The sequence below is a fragment of the Mesorhizobium sp. M1C.F.Ca.ET.210.01.1.1 genome (assembly GCF_004791585.1).
In the GTDB taxonomy this organism is placed as follows: Bacteria; Pseudomonadota; Alphaproteobacteria; order Rhizobiales; family Rhizobiaceae; genus Mesorhizobium.
In genome coordinates this window covers 96,263-115,087 of the sequence record NZ_SRUU01000006.1, presented here as the reverse complement: position 1 = coordinate 115,087, position 18,825 = coordinate 96,263, and the positions used below count along the sequence as shown (strand labels likewise).

Below are 18,825 nucleotides of genomic sequence, written 5' to 3'. Positions count from 1 at the left end.
AGCAGAAAGCCGTGTTGACCACCACAGACGACCTTCGGGTCAAGGAACTCAAAGTCCTGAGCACGCCGGAAGAGGTGATGCGCGAGATACCGCGCTCGCTCACGGCGACGCGCACCGTTGCCGCGTCACGCAACGCCATCCATTCGATCCTGGCAGGGGCCGACGATCGACTGGTAGTCATCGTCGGCCCTTGTTCCATCCACGATCCGGTCGCCGCCGTGGACTACGCCAGCCGTCTGGCGGCGCTGCGCGAGGCCCTGGCCGACCGGCTCGAGATCGTCATGCGTGTCTATTTCGAGAAGCCGCGCACCACGGTCGGCTGGAAAGGCCTGATCAACGATCCCGATCTCGACGGCAGCTTCAACATCGACAAGGGGTTGCGCATGGCGCGCAACGTGCTTTCCGCCGTCAACAATCTCGGCCTGCCGGCGGCGACCGAGTTCCTCGACATGACGACCCCGCAATACATTGCCGACCTCGTCGCCTGGGGCGCCATCGGCGCGCGCACGACCGAAAGCCAGATCCATCGGGAGCTGGCCTCGGGCCTGTCCTGCCCGGTCGGCTTCAAGAACGGCACCGACGGCAATCTGAGAATCGCCGCCGAGGCGGTCAAGTCGGCTGCCCAGCCGCATCATTTCATGGCGGTGACCAAGGGCGGACGCAGCGCGATTGCCGCGACCACCGGCAACGAGGACTGCCACGTCATCCTGCGCGGCGGCGTTGTGCCCAACTTCGATGCGGCGAGCGTTGACGCCGCCGCGACGGAACTCGCCCGCATCGGCGTCGCGCCGCGGCTGATGATCGACGTCAGCCACGCCAACAGCGGCAAGAAGCCGGAGAACCAGCCGAAAGTCGCGCACGATGTGGCGGGCCAGGTGGCCGCGGGCGACGAGCGTATCATCGGCGTCATGATCGAGAGCAATCTCGTCGCCGGTCGCCAGGATGTCGTGCCGGGCAAGCCGCTCGTCTATGGTCAGAGCATCACCGACGGCTGCATCGACTGGGCGACCACCGAGACGGTGCTGCACGGTCTTGCCGGCGCCGTCGAATGGCGCCGGTCGGTGAAACGCGAAATGCTCGCCTCTCGACAGGGCGCGGCATGAGTCGGCTGAGGGCGGCAGTTACGCCGCCCTCAGCCCCTCCCAGGCGGTGAACACAGAAACCGCGAACAAAAGCAGCCCGGCCGCGCGCCCCGCAAGGATCGTCGCTCGGGGGTTGTCGATAAGCAGCTCCCGGCTGCGGCCGGCGGTGATGGCGAGCCCGCCATAGATTCCCGCCTGGGTGGCGATCGTCAGCAATCCCATCACGGTCGCCTGCATCCAGATCGGACCGTAAGCCGGCTTCAGGAACTGGGGATAGACGGCAATGATGAACAGATAGGCCTTCGGGTTGATCAGGCAGGTGACCAATCCTTGCCGAAACGCCTTCCAGGCAGAGCGGCTGCCCACGGGCCCGTCATGGCCGACTGTGATCGAGCTGCGCATCAGCGAAATCCCGATATAGGCCATATAGGCGGCGCCGGCGATCAGCAGCGGCTTGAACAGGACCGGCACGAAATGCATCAGCAGGCCGACGCCGATGGCGCCGTTCAGCGTATGCACCGCGCCGCCAAGCATGATGCCGCCGGTCGCCGCCAGTCCTCTGTCGCGTCCGCCGGTCAGCGCATTGGCCAGCACGAACAGCATGTCCATGCCGGGCACGGCGATGATGCCGAACAGCAGGATGAAGAAGAGCCAGAGGTTTTCGCTATAGCTCATGTCAGTTGCTTGTCGCTCCGTCGGCCAAGGAGTTCAGGAATCTGTTGATTTTCAAACCGCTAGGCGGCCCTATAGGGCATCCCAACTGACGAGGGTGTGTCAGTTGCGTTTCAGCCGGGTGAGGAAATGCGCAAGGCCTCGCGCCTGTTCGAGATCATCCAGATCCTGCGGCTGGCCAAAAAGCCGGTGACGGCGGCGACGATCGCCGAGCAGCTGGAAGTGACGGTGCGCTCGGTCTATCGAGACATAGCCGCGCTGCAGGCGATGCGCGTGCCGATCGAGGGCGGGCGCGGCATCGGCTATATCCTGCGGCCCGGCTTCGACCTGCCGCCGCTGATGTTTTCGATCGAGGAGATGGAGGCGATCGTGCTGTCGCTGGCGCTGCTCGAGCGCACCGGCGACGACGAGCTCAAGCGGGCCGCAAAACGCGTCGGCGCCAAGATTGCCGGTGGAGTGCCGCCGCCCTTGCGCCAGACGCTCGACGCCAACGCTCTGCATGCATGGGGTTTTGCCGCACCTTCGGCTTCCGCGGTCGATCTCGCCCTGGTGCGCCGCGCCATCCGCGACGAGGAGAAGCTCGATCTTGCTTATCGCGACGAAGCGGGGCGTGACACGCAGCGCGTCATCCGGCCGATCGCGCTGATCTACTATGCCGAGACCGCCAACATCGTCGCCTGGTGCGAACTGCGCCAGGCGATCCGCAATTTCCGCAGCGACCGCATCGAGGAGTGTCAGCCGGCCGGCCTGTCGTTCAAGGGCGAAGGCGATCGACTGCGGCAGATCTGGGTCGACGGCTGGAAGACTAATGCTCCGGTTACCGGCCCGTGAGACGCTCTATTGCCCTATTTTAGCTGCTACGCACTCCAATGATGGCAGTGGAGTGATTCCATCCATCGTTGTTTCGTCCTGTCGGGATTTATTGTCGCCTTCAGCAGCGCAGCGATAAATAGCGTCTAAAATGAGCGCTCTAACAGGCTCTTTGGGGAGCGACATGTACTCGAAATACGTATCTTTGGTTGGAAAGCCGTTAACGTAGTCAAGTGCTCCAAAGACGCACGAATTAGTCTCCACCTCATTGCCTATCCCGAATTTGGCTTGATCAACAAAAATCAAGCCGACCGAAACCCAAGTCCCTCGGTCAATAAACTTGTATGCGGTGCAGCCATCCCTGCTGAGAGCCGCTTTATAAGCGAAAGACTTATATGATGGCAGTAGGTGAGAATTATCTAAAATGTGAACGATGTCGTTCGAAAATGTGGTGTAATTCACTTCGACAATAGAAATTTGAGTGGTGACGGGCCACTGGACAAGATGGAATGTATTTCGCCGGTTTTCTATGTACGAAGCGACCGAGCCAGCTATTTCGGAGTTTTTGCCGACTACCTCATATGGCCGTGACATAGTAGGCCACACAAGAATTGGTTCATATTTATCCAGAGATGAAAGATATTCTGCGGCGGTATGCTTGGGATTGGTCTTGACGTCTTCAGCGTGCGAAATCGTTGCAGTAAAAGCGACCGACATATAAAGGATGAAAATCAGTGCCCATGACGCTGATTTTGCTGAGATTCTTGTCATGCGTCGGCCTGGCCGTAATATTTGTCTAGCTTGCGATGCTCTGCCCTGTCGCTCCATTGCGACCCGGCGTCCTAAGTATAATATTCATTTATGCAGGAACGCTAGTATCGTTGCCTGGGGAAGGAGGGTGTTAGGTCGGCTGCAATGTTCGTCTAAATCGTCGGAGCCAGCCTACCGCACATCCACCCAGCGCTGTTCCTGGAATGAGCGCGCCATCGCATGCACCGTGCGCTCGATCTCCAGACCTTCGTCGAAATCGATGATCCGTGCCGGCTTGCCGGCGATACGCATCAACAGCTCGCGGCATTCGATCATCTTGAGGTCGTTGAAGCCGAGGCCATGGCCGGGCGCCGGCAGAAAGGAATCATAGGGCTTGTGGTGCGGCGCCACCAGGATGGTGCGGTAGCCCTGCTCGGTCGGGCGGTCGGCGGTGAGGTAGAGCTGGAACTCGTTCATCCGCTCCTGGTCGTAGAGGATCGACCCCTTCGAGCCGAAGATCTGGATGGCGATGCGGCCTTTGCGGCCCCAGGCCGAGCGGTTGACCAAGAGCGTGCCGGCGACGCCGTTTTCGAGATGCATCAGCACGCTGGCGATGTCGTAGGTCTCGACCGCGCGGCGGCCGCCGGAAGCGACCTTCCGGTCAGCGTAAGGCTTCACCATGTCGCACATCACGCGGGCGACGCGGCCGAATAGCACCCTGATCAGCGACAGCGGATGCACGGCGAAATCGTCGAGCGCGCCGTAGCCGGAAGCCGCCTCGTGCTTCCAGAAGAACAGCGCCTCGGGATCGGCCATGAAATCCTCGTCCATCTCGATGCGCACGAGATTGACGTCGCCGATGATCTTTTCCTCGAGCAGCGCGCCGATATGGCGGATGGCGGGGTTCTGGATGTAGTTGTAGCCGAGCGCGGCGACCTTGCCGGATTTCCTGGCCGCCTCGGCCATGGCTTCGGCCTCGGCGAAACCCGGCGCCATCGGCTTCTCGCACCAGAGATGCTTGCCGGCTTCCAGGATGGCGATCGCCATTTCCGGGTGGAACTGGTTGGGCGTGGTCAGCGAGACGACATCGACCTCCGGATCGTTGACCACGGCGCGCCAATCGCCGGACGCCTTAGCGAAGCCGAACTCGCCCGCCTTGCGTCTGGCCAGTTCGTCATTGACCTCGCCGAGATGCACCAGCCTCGGCTTCTCGACATCGGGAAAGACGGTGCCGACCGCATTCCATGCAATGGCGTGGCACTTGCCCATGAAGCCCGTGCCGATGAGGCCCACTCCGACCATGTCGATTGTCTCCGCGCTAGAGCAATTCCAGGAAAAGTGTGAAGCGGTTTTCCGTCCGGGATTGCGTCGATAAACAGATGGAACGGTTCCGCGAAACGCGGAACCGTTCTGGGAAGAATTTTGTATGGATGAATTAATCCATTTTCATCCGGAATGGAACGTCCAAATCATTTTTTATGGTGTTCTTGCGCGAACTCGCTATGATGAGGCAGGAGAGAGAACTTTCAATATGGCCGTGGGCGGAGCGACGATGGACGAACGGGTGCCTCGCGATTTCGAGACGTTGCGCACGACGATCCTGGAACGGCGCGCGAGCCTGCCCAAGCGCATCGCCCAGATCGCCGCCTATGCGCTTGACAATCCCGACGACATCGCTTTTGGGACGGCGGCGAGCATCGCCGCCTCGGCCGGCGTCCAGCCCTCGACACTGATCCGCTTTGCCCAACAGCTCGGCTTCGATGGCTTCACCAGCCTGCAGCAGGTCTTCCGGGAGCGCCTGAGGGAGCGCAATTCGTCCTATGACGAGCGTCTGGCCGCATTGCGCGCCAAGGCCGAGGAAGGTGCCGGGCACCGGGCGATTTTCGACGGCTTCGTTGCCGCCGCCAGCACCTCGCTCAGCGACATCTCGCGCGCATTGAACGATGTGCATTTCGAAGAGGCGATTGCGCTCCTGGCGAAGGCCGAGACCATCTATGTGTTGGCCAAGCGCCGCTCCTATCCGGTCGCCTCCTACATCGCCTATGCGCTAGGCAAGCTCAAGATCCGCAACCAGTTGATCGAGTCGGCGGCCGGGCTGAATGCCGAGATGATCGGCTTCGCCACGCCGCGCGACGCCGTCATCGCCATCAGCTTCTCGCCTTACGCACCCGCGACCATCGAAGAGACGCGCTCGATCGCGGAACAGGGCGTGCCGATCATCGCCATCACGGACAGTTCCTTCTCGCCGCTCGCCCAGTTCGCCAAGGTCTGGTTTGAAGTGGCCGAAGCCGATTTCGGCGGGTTTCGCTCGATCTCGGCGACCATGGCCTTGGCAATGGCGTTGACCGTCGCCGTTGGCGAGAAGCGCCGCGACGCCGGCCGCAAACGCAAGGCCTGAACGGCCCGCGTCGGTGTTTTTCAATCCGGGAATGCTCATTCCATATTGACTATGGATTGGAATTATTATTTCATATTGACGGCACCGCGCGGCCGCTCGCGCGTGCTGCCCAAAACAACGCTGCTCTGCACAACAAGGCCGATGGGAGGTTCGAATGGGCGAAGCCGTGGAAGCGAAATATCCGCCGCTCGACGTCATCACGATCGGCCGCGCTTCGGTCGATCTCTACGGCCAGCAGATCGGCTCGCGGCTGGAGGACATCGCCTCCTTCGCCAAATCGGTCGGCGGCTGCCCGGCCAATATTTCCGTCGGCACGGCCAGGCTCGGCCTGCGCTCGGCGCTGCTCACCCGCGTCGGCGACGAGCAGATGGGCCGCTTCATCCGCGAGCAGCTCCGGCGTGAAGGCGTATCGGTCGACGGCCTGAAGACCGACAAGGAGCGGCTGACGGCGCTTGTGCTGCTTTCGGTCGAGGACGAAGGCGTTTCGCCGATGATCTTCTACCGCTCCGACTGCGCCGACATGGCGCTGGCCGAAGGGGACATCGATGAAGCGTTCATCGCCTCGGCCCGCGCCGTCGTCGTCACCGGCACGCATTTCTCCCGCCCCAACACCGATGCTGCCCAGCGCAAGGCGATCCGCCTGATGAAGGCCAAGGGCGGCAAGGTCGTGTTCGACATCGACTACCGCCCGAACCTCTGGGGGCTCGCCGGCCATGCCGAAGGCTTCGAGCGCTACGTCAAGTCGGACCGCGTCTCGGCGCAGCTGAAGACGGTGCTGCCGGACTGTGACCTCATCGTCGGCACCGAGGAGGAGATCATGATCGCCTCCGGCGCCGACGATTGCCTGAGCGCGCTGAAGACGATCCGCGCACTGTCGTCGGCCACCATCGTGCTGAAGCGCGGCGCCAAGGGTTGCATCGTCTATGACGGCCCGATCAGCGACGACCTCGAGGACGGCATCGTCGGCAAGGGCTTTCCGATCGAGATCTACAATGTGCTTGGTGCCGGCGACGCCTTCATGTCGGGCTTCCTGCGCGGCTGGCTGGGCGGCGAAAGTTTTGCGACGGCCGCGACCTGGGCCAACGCCTGCGGCGCCTTCGCGGTGTCGCGTCTGCTCTGCGCGCCGGAATATCCTACCTTCGAGGAGCTGCAGTTCTTCCTGAAGCACGGCAGCAAGCATCTGGCGCTGCGCAAGGACGAGGCGATCAACCACATCCATTGGGCGACGACGCGCCGGCGCGACATTCCTTCTCTGATGGCTTTAGCCTGCGACCACCGCGTCCAGCTCGAAGACGTTGCGGCAAAAGTCGGCGCCGACGCTTCGCGCATCCCCGATTTCAAGGTGCTGACGGTCAAGGCGGCGGCCAAGGTCGCCGCCGGCCGCGACGGCTACGGCATGCTGATCGACGAGAAATATGGCCGCGACGCCATGTTCGAATTCGCCCGCCATCCTTTCGCCTGGCTCGGCCGTCCGGTCGAATTGCCCGGCTCGCGGCCGCTTCGTTTCGAGTTCTCGCAGGACATCGGCTCGCAGCTCATCGACTGGCCGGTCGACCACTGCATCAAATGCCTGTGCTTCTACCACCCGGACGATCCGGAAGCGCTGAAGACCGAGCAACAGCAGAAGCTGAGGGGTCTGTTCGAGGCGGCGCGGAAAGTCGGTCGCGAGTTGCTGGTCGAGATCATCGCCGGCAAGCACGGCAAGCTCGACGACAACACCATCCCGCGCGCGCTTGAAGAACTCTATGCGCTCGGCATCAAGCCCGACTGGTGGAAGCTCGAGCCGCAGGCTTCGGCAGGCGCCTGGGCCAAGATCGAACAGGTGATCGTCAAGAATGATCCATGGTGCCGCGGCGTTGTGCTGCTCGGGCTGGAGGCGCCGCAGGACGAGCTGGTCGCCGCCTTCGCGGCCACCGCCAACGCGCCGATCGTCAAGGGATTTGCCGTCGGTCGCACCATCTTCATCAACGCCGCCGAACAATGGCTGGCAGGCCGGATGTCGGACGACGAGGCTGTCGCCGACATGGCCTCGCGCTTCGAGCAATTGACCGAGGCATGGCTTGCCGCGCGTGGCCGCAAAGCAGCATAACAACGCGGCAGCATAACAAGGCGCCAAAAGGAAGCCGGAGGAAACGACAATGAGCAAGACTGTTCGCCTGACGATGGCGCAGGCGCTGACCCGCTTTCTCAGCCGACAGATGACCGAGATCGACGGCAAAAAGGTGCCGATCTTCGGCGGCGTCTGGGCGATCTTCGGCCATGGCAATGTCGCCGGCATCGGTGAGGCGCTCTATCAGGTGCGTGACGAGCTGCCGACTTATCGCGCCCATAACGAGCAGGCGATGGCGCATGCGGCGATCGCCTATGGCAAGGCGAATTTCCGCCGCCGGTTCATGGCGGCCACCACCTCGATCGGCCCGGGCGCGCTCAACATGGTGACGGCCGCGGCGCTCGCGCATGTCAACCGGCTGCCGGTGCTGCTGCTGCCGGGCGACGTCTTCGCCAACCGCTTGCCCGATCCGGTGCTGCAGCAGGCGGAGGATTTCTCCGACGGCACGGCGACCGTCAACGACTGCTTCCGCCCTGTGTCGCGCTATTTCGACCGCATCACGCGGCCGGAGCAGATCATCCCGGCGCTCAACCGCGCCATGCAGGTGCTGACCGATCCGGCCGAATGCGGCCCGGTTACGCTGTCGCTCTGCCAGGACGTGCAGGCCGAGGCCTATGATTATCCCGAAAGCCTGTTTGCCGAGCGCGTCTGGACGCCGCGCAGGCTGCGGCCGGATCGCAATGAGCTGGCGGCAGCCGTGGCGGCACTGAAAGGGGCGAAAAAGCCGCTGGTTATTGCCGGCGGCGGTGTCCTCTATTCGCAGGCTTCCGGAGAACTGGCCAAGCTGGTCCAGGGTGCCGGCATCCCGGTTTGCGAGACTCAAGGGGGCAAGTCCTCGCTCCCTGACGACCATCCGCTCAACATGGCGGCGGTCGGCGTCACCGGCACGTCGGCCGCCAACCGGCTGGCCAAGGAGGCGGACGTGGTGCTTGCCGTCGGCACTAGGCTGCAGGACTTCACCACCGGCTCCTGGGCGCTGTTCAAGAATGCCGGCCGCACCATCATCGGCTTGAATACGCAAGGTTTCGACGCCGGCAAGCACTGGGCGCTGCCGCTGGTCGCCGACGCAGCCGAGGGGCTCGCCGAGGTTTCCGCCGCGCTGAAGGGCTGGAAGGCGCCGACCGCCTGGACCGACAATGCCCTGAAGGGCAAGAAGGAATGGCAGGCCGCCGCCGCCAAGGTGACGGCCTCGACCAACGCCGCCTATCCTTCCGATGCGCAGGTGATCGGCGCCGTGCAGCGCGCCATGGGCTCCGGTGTCACCTTGCTGCATGCCGCTGGCGGCCTGCCCGGCGAATTGCACAAGCTCTGGCAGGCCGGCGCGCCGGGCTCGTACCATGCCGAATACGGCTTCTCGACCATGGGTTACGAGATCGCCGGCGGTCTCGGCGTCAAGATGGCCAAGCCCGACCAGGAGGTCGTCGTCATGGTCGGCGACGGCTCCTATCTGATGCTCAATTCCGAGATCGCAACCTCGGTGATGCTGGGGCTGAAGCTCACCATCGTGCTGCTCGACAACCGCGGCTATGGCTGCATCAACCGGCTGCAGATGGCGACCGGCGGCGCCAACTTCAACAACCTCTTGAAGGACGCGCGCCACGAGGTGATGCCCGACGTCGACTTCGCCGCCCATGCGGCAAGCCTCGGCGCCATCGCCGACAAGGTAGCGTCGATCGCCGAGTTGGAAACGGCGCTGGCCAAGGCGAAGCAAAACAGCAAGACCACCGTGCTGGTCATCGACACCGATCCGCTGGTGTCGACCGAAGCCGGCGGCCATTGGTGGGACGTCGCCGTGCCGGAGGTGTCTGCTCGGCCCCAGGTCAATGCCGCGCGCAAGAAATACGAGGAAGCCGTGGGCAGCCGGCAGGGCTAAGCATCGGCTTTCCTCTCAAACGATTTGACATTGGAGTGACGACTTGAAAGCCAAACTGGGCATGTCCCCCATCGCGTGGTGGAACGACGATCTCGTGGAACTGAGCGATGACGTGTCGCTGGAGGAGTGCTTGCGCCAATCTCGCTCGGCGGGCTTCACCGGCATGGAGATGGGCCGCCGCTTCCCCAACGACCCGAAGGTGATGCTGCCGATCCTCAAGGAGGCCGACGTCACGCTCTGCGGCGGCTGGTTCTCCGGCACGCTGGTCAATGAGGACCTAGCCAGGAACAAGGATCGCATCCAGCCGATGATCGACCTGTTCAAGGCGGTCAACGCGCCCTGCATCGTTTATGGCGAGGTTGGCCGTTCCATCCAGGGCGATCGCTCGAAGCCTTTGGCCACCAAGCCGAAGCTCACGGGCGACGAGATGAAGGCTTATGGCCGCCGCGTCACCGAATTCGGCGAATGGTGCGCCGACCAGGGCATGCCGCTCTCCTACCACCATCACATGGCGGCGGTGGTCGAGACCGAGCCGGAGCTCGACGCCTTCATGCGCCATTCCGGCGAGGGCATCCCGCTGCTGCTCGACGCCGGCCATCTCGCCTTTGCCGGCGGCGATGTGCTGCGCGCCATCGACAATCACCACAAGCGTATCAACCACGTCCATGTGAAGGACGTGCGCATGAGGGTGATCGACGGCCTCGACCGCTCAAAACAGTCGTTCCTCGATGCCGTGGCGCTCGGCGCCTTCACCGTGCCGGGCGACGGCTCGCTCGATTTCGGCGCCATCGTCCAACGCTTCGCCGATTATGGCTATGAGGGCTGGTTCGTCGTCGAGGCTGAGCAAGACCCGAAGAAGAACCCGCCGCTCAAGATGGCGCAGGTCGGCTACAAGGAGCTGATGCGGGCGATGACGGCCGCCGGCTACACGGTGGAGACGCAAGGCTTCCCGAATGCCTGAGCGGTGGATTTGCCGAGGCGCGCGGTCTATCTGATGCGTGTTAGGCGAATCCCAGGATTGCGCGATGAAAGACTATGAGCACCCCTTCTTCCGGCCGCTGTGGCGACGCATCGCCGTCGTCGCCGTTTGCCTCGTCTGGTCGGTGATCGAGTTCGCCTCCGGCACGCCATTCTGGGGCGTCATCGCGTTGGGCTTCGCCGGGTATGCGGTGTGGCAGTTCTTCTATCTCTACAAGCCAGCCGAAGAGGCCAAGCCTCCGGCCGAGCCGAAGGAATGATCCAGGAGAAAATCATGTCGAAACTGCTCGTCAAGGCCGACAAGGGCCACGGCCGCGTCGCTCACGTCACGCCGCAAAGCGCCAACTGGACGTATGTGGGGTTCGATCTCCACCGGCTGCGGCCCGGCGAGACGACGTCCGGCAACACCGGCGACCGCGAGGTCTGCCTGGTCTTCGTCACCGGCAAGGGCAAGGTGTCGGCCGGCGGCAAGGATCTCGGCCTGCTCGGCCAGCGCATGTCGCCCTTCGAGGGCAAGCCCTGGTCGGTCTATGTGCCGCAAGGCTCCGACTGGTCGGTGACCGCCGATACCGAGCTGGAACTCGCCGTCTGCTCGGCGCCCAGCCTGGGCGGCGGCCTGCCGGTTCGCGTCATCGGCCCCGACGATCTCGGCCAGGAAGTGCGCGGCAAGGGCACCAACACGCGCTACGTCACCAACATCCTGCCCGAGGGCAAGCCTGCCGACTCGCTGCTGGTGGTCGAGGTCATCACACCCGGCGGCCACACCTCCAGCTATCCGCCGCACAAGCACGACCAGGACAATCTTCCCGCCGAATCCTATCTCGAGGAGACCTACTACCACCGTCTCAACCCGCCGCAGGGCTTTGCCTTCCAGCGCGTCTATACGGACGCCGGCAAGAACGGCGAGCGCGATCTGGACGAGGCGATGGCGATCGAGGACGGCGATGTCGTGCTGGTGCCCAAGGGCTACCACCCGTGCGCGGCCTGCCACGGCTACGATCTCTACTATCTGAACGTCATGGCCGGCCCGAAGCGGACGTGGAAATTCCACAACGCGGCCGAGCATGAGTGGCTGATGAAGGCCTGAGGTTTCTCGGCGCGCACAACTTGTTGGTCCAGTTCGGGAAAATCGTCGGCTAAGGACCGACAGGGTCTGGTTGCCTTCGAAAACCCATGAAAGCTTCGTCAATCCGTCATGGAAATCACCTATGGCAGCGGGCTGACGAGGTTTTCTCATGCGCTACGCCATCTACTATACCCCACGGCAGGACGAGCCGCTGGCGCGCATCGCCGCCAATTGGCTCGGCCGCGACCCGTTCGGCGCGGCGACGCGGCCGGTCGAGGCCGTGGCTGAGCTGTCGGCGGCGGAAGTTGCCTTCCACACCGCCTCGGCGCGGCGCTACGGTTTTCATGCGACGCTGAAGGCGCCGTTCCGGCTGGCGCCGGGCGAGACGGAAGCCTCGCTGCGCGCCGCGCTCGACGATTTCGCCGAAGCAACCCCGGATGTCGTCATTCCGCGCCTTGTCATCGGCCAGATCGACGGCTTCTTCGCCCTGGTGCCGGAAGCCCCGTTCGAGCCGCTGAACGGCTTCGCCGGCGAGGTCGTGCGCGCCTTCGACCGCTTCCGCGCGCCATTGACGGAAGCCGAGATCGAGCGGCGCAGCCCCGATTCGCTGAAGCCGCAGGAATTCCGCAATCTGTGCCAGTGGGGCTATCCTTACGTCTTCGAGACGTTCCGCTTCCACATGACGCTCTCCGGGCGCGTCGGGCCACAGGAAAGCCTGCGTCTTCGTGCGGCAATCGACAGCCTGTTCGCGGATGTGCTGCAGCATCCGGTGCCGGTGGACGCGCTGACCTTGTTTGTCGAAACCGAGCCGGGCGCCCCCTTCATGGTGCTCTCCCACCATGCGCTTGGCCGCCGTGCGGCCAGAAGGACTGCCTGATTTGACCACCCGATACGGCCTCCCAATATGGATCGCTTGAGATAGGACTGCCTGAAATGACCGCCGAGACCGTTTTGAACAATGCCCGCATCGTGCTCCCCGACGAAATCGTCGAGGGCTCGCTCCTGCTGCGCGATGGCCTGATCGCTGCGATCGAGCCGGGCGCGGCGCGCGGCGGCGAGGACATGGGCGGCGACTACATCATCCCGGGGCTCATCGAACTGCACACCGACCATCTCGAAGGCCACTACGCGCCGCGCCCGAAAGTGCGCTGGAACCCGATCGCGGCGGTGCTTGCCCATGACGCGCAGGTGGCGACGGCCGGCATCACCACGGTGCTCGATGCCTTGCGCGTCGGCATGGACGAGGATGCCGACCTGAAGTCCGACGACGTTCGCAAGCTGGCCGACGCGATCGAGGACAGCGTCAGGCAGGATCGGCTCAGGGCCGACCACTTCATCCATCTGCGCTGCGAGGTGTCGGCGCCGGATTGCCTCGAGGCCTTCGCCAATTTCGAGACTGACGACCGGGTGAAGCTCGCCTCGCTGATGGACCACGCGCCGGGCCAGCGCCAGTTCGTCAACCTCGAGACCTATGCCTACTACTACCAACGCAAGCTGAAGCTGACCGACCGCGATTTCCAGAAATTCTGCGAGAAGCGGATGGCGGAATCGGCCCGCAACTCGGGTCCGAACCGCGTCTTCATCGCCGCCGCCTGCCAGGAGCGCGGCATCGTCCTCGCCAGCCATGACGATGCGACGGCCGGCCATGTCGACGAGGCGATTGCGCAGGGCGTTCGTGTCGCCGAGTTCCCGACCACCGAGGAGGCGGCAAGGGCCTCGAAGGCGGCCGGCCTCGGCGTGCTGATGGGCGCTCCCAACGTCATGCGCGGCTCCTCGCATTCCGGCAATGTCTCGGCCAGGGCGCTTGCCGGCGACGGCCTGCTCGACATCCTGTCGTCCGACTACATCCCCTTCAGCCTGATCCAGTCGGCCTTCTTCCTCGGCGACGTCGTCGAAGGCATCTCGCTGCCGCGGGCGGTCGCCATGGTCTCGAAGAACCCGGCCGAGGCCGTCGGCTTGACCGATCGCGGCGTCATCGAGCCCGGCCGGCGCGCCGATCTCGTGCGCGTGCGCGTCGACGAGCACGTGCCGGTCGTGCGCACCGTCTGGCGCCAGGGCAGGCGTGCCGCATGATGGTTTCGGCCTTGATCGAACGCGAGCTCGCCGAAACGCTTCCCATCCGCAACGGCGTCTTCGTCGCGGTCGTCGGCCCGAGCGGCGCCGGCAAGGACACGGTGATCGGCTATGCCAAGGCGCGCTTTGCCGATGAGACGCGGCTGGAGTTCGTGCGCCGCGTCATCACCCGGCCGAGCGATTCCGCCAGCGAGGACCACGACACGCTGGCCGACGCTGCCTTCGCCGAGGCGGAGGCCGACGGCGCCTTCGCCATCTGCTGGGACGCGCATGGCCTGCGCTATGGCTTGCCGGCCGACGTCGACTGGGCGGTCGCCAACGGCCATGTCGCGGTCGCCAACGTTTCCCGCGCCGTCGTCCCGGCGCTGCGCGAGCGCTACGCCAATCTGGCGGTGGTCGAGATCACCGCGAGACCGGAAATCCTCGCCGAGCGGCTGGCGGCGCGCGGCCGTGAATCGCGCGGCGAGGTGCTGGCGCGCCTGGCGCGCAGCACGAGCGTGACGCTTTCCGGTCCCGACGTCACCTCGATCGACAACAGCGGCGCGAAAGAGATCGCCGGCGAGCACTTCGCCGAGGTGCTACGCAAGGCGATGGCGTTTTCTGATCTGTCGAGCATGATCTGAGGTGTGTTGATATTCAGGTGAGGCCGGCCTGCAAACGGCGGCTTCCTGCGCTTCCGGTGCTCACGTACTTTGAGTACGCTCCGCTCCGGTTCTCGGAACCCGCCGTTTTCGACACGGCCTGACCTGAATCTCAACCACCTCGGCGCTGCGGGTCCGTCGGCGCCGGCTACTCCGCCGGCGCGCCGGCGACGTTCCTGCGCGCCGCTTCCATCATCCGGCGTCGAGCACGAAAGACGCCCCATTGCTGGTCGACCAGCACGCCGATCAGGATCACACCGCCCATCACCGCGAAGTTGAGCGAGGAGGGGATGCCGAGCAAATTGACGAGGTTCTGCAACTCCTGCAGCAGCACGGTGCCGAGGAGGACGCCGACCAGCGAGCCCTCGCCGCCGCGCAGCGAAAAGCCGCCGAGCACCGCCGCGGCGATCGCGTAGAGCTCGTAGAACTGGCCGTGGCTGGCCGGCGAGATCGAGCGCGTGTACATGGCGAAATAGATCGCCGACAGCGCCGTCAGCACGCCGCAGATCACATAGGCCGCGATCACGACGCGTCCGGTGCGGATACCTGAATATTTCGCCGCTTCCTCGTTCTTGCCGATGGCGTAGAGATAGCGACCGAACACCGAGCGGTGCAGCACCACCCACATGACGGTGGCGATGACGATCACCGCGATGAAGCTGTTCGGCACGCCCTCGGAGCGCCCGGCAGTGAGGAATTCGAGGTCCGGGAAATTCTGCCCGAAGGCAAAACCCGCCGTGCCGTCGGCGGTGTAGAAGCGGGCCACGCCGCGATAGATCAAGAGGCCGCAGAGCGTCACCACGAAAGGCTGCATCTTGAGCCGCGTGATCAGCCAGCCATGCACGAAGCCGATGATGGCGCCGAGCGCGATGATCAGCGCGAAGGCCAACGGCCAGTCCATCTCGCGCACGGCGATGAAGTCAATGAACAGCGTGCCGAGCAGCGCCACCAGCGAGCCGACCGAGAGCTCGATGCCGCCGGTGATGATGACGAAGGCCTGGCCGATGGAGAGGATGCCGAACAGGCCGATCAGGTTGGAGGTGTTGGCAAGGTTGATCGGCAAGAGGAAGCGCGGGTTGATGGCCGTCACCACCGCGCCGACCACCAGGATCAGGACCAGCAGGCCGAGGTCTTTCTTGCTCATTGCGGTCCTCCCACGGCGTGCGCGGGCCTGGGCTTCTTGCCCACCGCCAGCAGCAGCACGTTTTCCTGGCTGAAATCGTCCTTATCGAGAATGCCGGAGATCTGCCCCTCGTGCATGACCGCGATGCGGTCCGAGACGCCGATCACCTCTTCCATGTCGCTGGAGATCATCAGCACGGCGACGCCGGCGTCGGCGAGCGAGCGCATCAGCCCGTAAATCTCCGCCTTGGCGCCGATGTCGATGCCGCGCGTCGGCTCGTCGAGGATCATCACTTTCGGGTTCATCGCCAGCCATTTGGCCAAAACCACCTTCTGCTGGTTGCCGCCCGAGAGCGTGCCGGTGCGGGTCAGGACCGACGGCGCCTTGATGCCGAGATTCTTCTTCTGCTTTTCGGCGGTGGCGAGCTCGGCGCTGGCAGAGACCAGTGAGCGCTTCGCATACGCCGGCAGGTTGGGCAGCGAGATGTTCTCGGCAATCGAGAGGTCGAGCAGGATGCCGGTCAGCTTGCGGTCTTCCGGCACCAGGAAGATGCCGTTCGCCACCGCATCGGCGGCCGATCCGACCCGCAGTGCCTTGCCGTCCAGAGCGACGCTACCGCCGAGCCGCTCGTCGATGCCGAACAGGACGCGCGCAAGCTCCGTACGGCCGGAGCCGACCAGCCCGGCAAGACCGAGGATCTCGCCACGCCTGAGTTCCAGGTCGACCGGGTGATCGGGATAGGCGCTCGTGCGAACGGCGCTGGCAGAGAGCGCGACGCCGCCCGGCGCGCGCCCTGCCTCGGCCGCCTTCTCACGCTCTTTCAGCATGCGCCCGATCATGAGCTTGACCATCTGGTCGTGGTGGATCTCGCTCTTGGGCAGCGTGCCGGCAAGCATGCCGTCGCGCAGCACGACGACGCGGTCGGCGACGCGCTCGACCTCATGCAGGCGGTGCGAGATGAAGATGACGCTGATGCCCTCCGCCCGCAGCCCCTTGATGACGTCGAGCAGCTTTTCGGTTTCGGCGATCGGCAGGCTCGAGGTCGGCTCGTCGAGGATCACCAGCCGCGCCTTGATCGACAGCGCCTTGGCGATCTCGACCATTTGCTGCTGCGCCAGCGACAGCGAGGCGACCGGCGCGTCGGCCGAGAAATTGGCGCCGACGCGTTTCAACAGCGGCGCCGCCATCTGCCGCAGTTTCGCGCGGTCGACCAGCCTCAGCGGCCCGGCCTTCAGTGGCTCGCGGCCGAAAAAGATATTGGCGGCGACGTCGAGGTTTTCGAAGAGATTGAGTTCCTGATGCACGAAGGCGATGCCGGAGCCGATGCTGGCTTCCACGGTCAGCCCGTCATGCGCGACCCCGTCGACGGTCACGGTGCCGCTGTCCGGCCGCGTCACGCCGCCGAGGATCTTCATCAGGGTCGATTTGCCGGCTCCGTTTTCGCCGACGAGGCCGATCACCTCGCCCGGCCCGACCTCCATGGAGAACCCGTCCAGCGCCACGACGCCGGGGTAGGTCTTGCGCACGGCCTCGAGGCTCAGGAACGGAGCCGTCGTCGATGGAGCGAAGGATGTCTCGGAATAATTCATCACGCCACAATTCATCGCGTGTCAGCAGCCGGTGGGCCACAGACTGACGGGCCGCGTGGGGCCCGTCAATACGGACGCCGGCTCAAGGCAAACCTTGAGCCGGCGCAGCTGTGCATCGATTACTTGCCCGCCATCGCCTTCAGGTTGGCGGCATAGGCGTCGACATCGTCCTTGCCGATGATCTTGGTCGGCACGATGATCAGGCCGTTCTCGGGAATGCCCGACTTGTCGCCCTTGAGGTAGGAAGCCATCAGCTTCATGCCCTGATAGGCCCATTCGAAGGGCTGCTGCACGACGGTCGCGGCAACCGTGCCTTCCTTGACGCCGCCCAGCGTGATCGGATCGTCGTCGAAGCCGACGACGGTGATCTGGCCGAGCTTGCCGGCGTCGCGCAGCGCTTCATAGATGCGCGGCGTGTTGTAGGAGTAGAAGCCGACCATGCAGGTGATGTCGGGGCTGGCGACCAGCGCGTCCTCGACATTCTTCTTGGCGCGCGCCTGGTCGATGTCGTCGCCGCGCACGTCGACGAGCTCGATCTTGCTGCCGGCGAGCCCGTCCTTCATGCCCTGGATGCGTTCCTTGGCGTTGTCGGCGCCGAGCAGGCCGACGAAGCCCAGGCACTTGCCGCCGTCCGGCATCGCCTTCTTGGCGATCTCGGCCGCCTGCTTGCCGGCGTCGACGTTGGACGAGCCGATATAGGCGACGCGCTTGGTCTGCGGCGCGTCGCTGTCGGTGGTGAACAGCGCCGTCTCGGAGGCGATCTTGTTCAGCCCGTCGGTCGAGGTCTTGGGGTCCACGGCGGAGACCATGATGCCCTTGACGCCGGCCGTCACCAGGTCGTCCATCAGGCGCTGCTGGATGGCGACCGACGACTGCTCGGGATATTTGAGCTCGAGATTGTAGTCGGGCAGTTCGCCCTGCGCCTTCTTCACGCCGGCTTCGGCCGCCTTCCAGAAGTCTGACGCGCCGTTGACGACGAAGGCCAGCGTCGGCTTGTCGTCGGCGCGCACGGTGGCGCTCGCCGACAGGCCAACAATCAAGGCCGCCGCGGCGACGGATGCGTTACGGATCATGGATTTCATGGTTCAACCTCCCTTTTGAAACTCATTGCTGATATCCCGGCTGCGGCCCGGACGCCCTCCTCCTCAAGGGGCTTGCCCAAGGTCTGGCACCTTAAGAACGGCGCGCCAATCCAGCCGCGACCGAGACACTAGACACTCATTTGCCGTTCGTAAATAGTCAGATTTGTCTGACATTTTCGTGAGAGGGAGTCCGCCCCATCCGGCGGCTTGCCGGGCAGTCGGCATGCGTCCCTCCCATTTGCCGCCACCAGCCGGTTACGACCCGCCGGTCGCGGCAAGTTGACAGTAGAACGCTTACGGCTATTAGTAAAGAGTATTAGTTTGGGAGCTCAAGCGGGTGCCTCCGTGGTGGAGGGGGTGATTGCCGGGAGGGCCTGAAGGAGGAGAGGGCGGCAGTCATAACGTGCTCCGCCGCTGACACGGGAATTCCCGGAAATCAGCCGGTTTCGTGGTTTTAACCGGTTGTTTTTCGTTGACAGGCGGCACGCTTGGCGAGGAAGATGTCGCGCTGGCTAATAGTTATAAATCGAGCGCTTCGGATAAATGCGCCGGACTTGACGATCTTGCCGCTGCCGCCC

General features: G+C 64.2%; 17 protein-coding genes. 11 read left to right on the top strand and 6 right to left on the bottom strand.

All coding sequences use genetic code 11. The features are described from left to right. Positions 1–11: 11 nt before the first annotated feature. Entirely contained in the window at positions 12–1,103 is a 1,092-nt protein-coding gene (locus EN853_RS08985) for a 3-deoxy-7-phosphoheptulonate synthase (protein WP_127859440.1), read from the top strand. An 18-nt stretch (positions 1,104–1,121) separates the two neighbouring features. Here the strand turns inward: EN853_RS08985 and EN853_RS08980 are convergent, their stop codons facing one another. Then, complete coding sequence (locus EN853_RS08980; protein WP_127859441.1) at positions 1,122–1,757, bottom strand: LysE family translocator; 636 nt, start codon at positions 1,755–1,757, stop codon at positions 1,122–1,124. Positions 1,758–1,883: 126 nt separating this feature from the next. Here EN853_RS08980 and EN853_RS08975 point away from each other — a divergent pair, with 126 nt between their 5' ends. Beyond that, positions 1,884–2,585 (top strand): YafY family protein, encoded by a 702-nt coding sequence (locus EN853_RS08975; RefSeq protein WP_127859442.1) that lies wholly within the window; start codon positions 1,884–1,886, stop codon positions 2,583–2,585. 6 nt (positions 2,586–2,591) lie between these two features. On the opposite strand, the gene EN853_RS08970 is transcribed toward EN853_RS08975, so the two are convergent. Then, positions 2,592–3,335: a hypothetical protein gene (locus tag EN853_RS08970; RefSeq protein WP_127859443.1), complete on the bottom strand. Its 744-nt coding sequence runs from the start codon at positions 3,333–3,335 to the stop codon at positions 2,592–2,594. Between the two features lie 171 nt (positions 3,336–3,506). Then, a complete protein-coding gene (locus tag EN853_RS08965; protein ID WP_127859444.1) occupies positions 3,507–4,616 on the bottom strand; it encodes a Gfo/Idh/MocA family oxidoreductase in 1,110 nt (369 codons plus the stop codon). 250 nt (positions 4,617–4,866) lie between these two features. Between EN853_RS08965 and EN853_RS08960 the strand changes: the two genes are divergently transcribed. The 9 genes from EN853_RS08960 to phnN all read left to right on the top strand — a co-directional run bounded on the left by EN853_RS08960 (position 4,867) and on the right by phnN (position 14,435). Beyond that, complete coding sequence (locus tag EN853_RS08960) at positions 4,867–5,712, top strand: MurR/RpiR family transcriptional regulator (protein WP_167524426.1); 846 nt, start codon at positions 4,867–4,869, stop codon at positions 5,710–5,712. A 154-nt stretch (positions 5,713–5,866) separates the two neighbouring features. Further along, positions 5,867–7,801, top strand: coding sequence for a 5-dehydro-2-deoxygluconokinase (gene iolC, locus EN853_RS08955; protein WP_127859446.1), 1,935 nt, complete (start codon positions 5,867–5,869; stop codon positions 7,799–7,801). A gap of 49 nt (positions 7,802–7,850) precedes the next feature. Continuing rightward, the gene (gene iolD, locus EN853_RS08950) at positions 7,851–9,695 is read left to right on the top strand and encodes a 3D-(3,5/4)-trihydroxycyclohexane-1,2-dione acylhydrolase (decyclizing) (protein ID WP_127859447.1); all 1,845 of its coding nucleotides are present in this window, start codon (positions 7,851–7,853) and stop codon (positions 9,693–9,695) included. A 43-nt stretch (positions 9,696–9,738) separates the two neighbouring features. Next, complete coding sequence (iolE, locus tag EN853_RS08945) at positions 9,739–10,656, top strand: myo-inosose-2 dehydratase (protein ID WP_127859448.1); 918 nt, start codon at positions 9,739–9,741, stop codon at positions 10,654–10,656. Positions 10,657–10,720: 64 nt separating this feature from the next. Then, on the top strand, positions 10,721–10,933 hold the full coding sequence (locus EN853_RS08940; protein WP_127859449.1) for a DUF3329 domain-containing protein: 213 nt from the start codon (positions 10,721–10,723) through the stop codon (positions 10,931–10,933). Between the two features lie 14 nt (positions 10,934–10,947). Continuing rightward, entirely contained in the window at positions 10,948–11,760 is an 813-nt protein-coding gene (iolB, locus tag EN853_RS08935; protein WP_127859450.1) for a 5-deoxy-glucuronate isomerase, read from the top strand. 148 nt (positions 11,761–11,908) lie between these two features. Continuing rightward, the gene (locus EN853_RS08930; RefSeq protein ID WP_127859451.1) at positions 11,909–12,616 is read left to right on the top strand and encodes a DUF1045 domain-containing protein; all 708 of its coding nucleotides are present in this window, start codon (positions 11,909–11,911) and stop codon (positions 12,614–12,616) included. A gap of 56 nt (positions 12,617–12,672) precedes the next feature. Continuing rightward, positions 12,673–13,812 (top strand): alpha-D-ribose 1-methylphosphonate 5-triphosphate diphosphatase, encoded by a 1,140-nt coding sequence (locus EN853_RS08925; RefSeq protein WP_127859452.1) that lies wholly within the window; start codon positions 12,673–12,675, stop codon positions 13,810–13,812. Next, the gene (gene phnN, locus EN853_RS08920; protein ID WP_167524425.1) at positions 13,809–14,435 is read left to right on the top strand and encodes a phosphonate metabolism protein/1,5-bisphosphokinase (PRPP-forming) PhnN; all 627 of its coding nucleotides are present in this window, start codon (positions 13,809–13,811) and stop codon (positions 14,433–14,435) included. The genes EN853_RS08925 and phnN overlap by 4 nt, the downstream gene beginning before the upstream one ends. Positions 14,436–14,601: 166 nt before the next feature. Here the strand turns inward: phnN and EN853_RS08915 are convergent, their stop codons facing one another. From EN853_RS08915 to EN853_RS08905, 3 genes are all read right to left on the bottom strand, one after another. Beyond that, entirely contained in the window at positions 14,602–15,597 is a 996-nt protein-coding gene (locus tag EN853_RS08915; protein ID WP_127859453.1) for an ABC transporter permease, read from the bottom strand. After that, positions 15,594–17,165, bottom strand: coding sequence for a sugar ABC transporter ATP-binding protein (locus EN853_RS08910; RefSeq protein WP_127859554.1), 1,572 nt, complete (start codon positions 17,163–17,165; stop codon positions 15,594–15,596). Before EN853_RS08910 ends, EN853_RS08915 begins: the two co-directional genes overlap by 4 nt. A gap of 119 nt (positions 17,166–17,284) precedes the next feature. Next, positions 17,285–18,247 (bottom strand): sugar-binding protein, encoded by a 963-nt coding sequence (locus EN853_RS08905; protein WP_127859454.1) that lies wholly within the window; start codon positions 18,245–18,247, stop codon positions 17,285–17,287. Positions 18,248–18,825 lie beyond the last annotated feature (578 nt).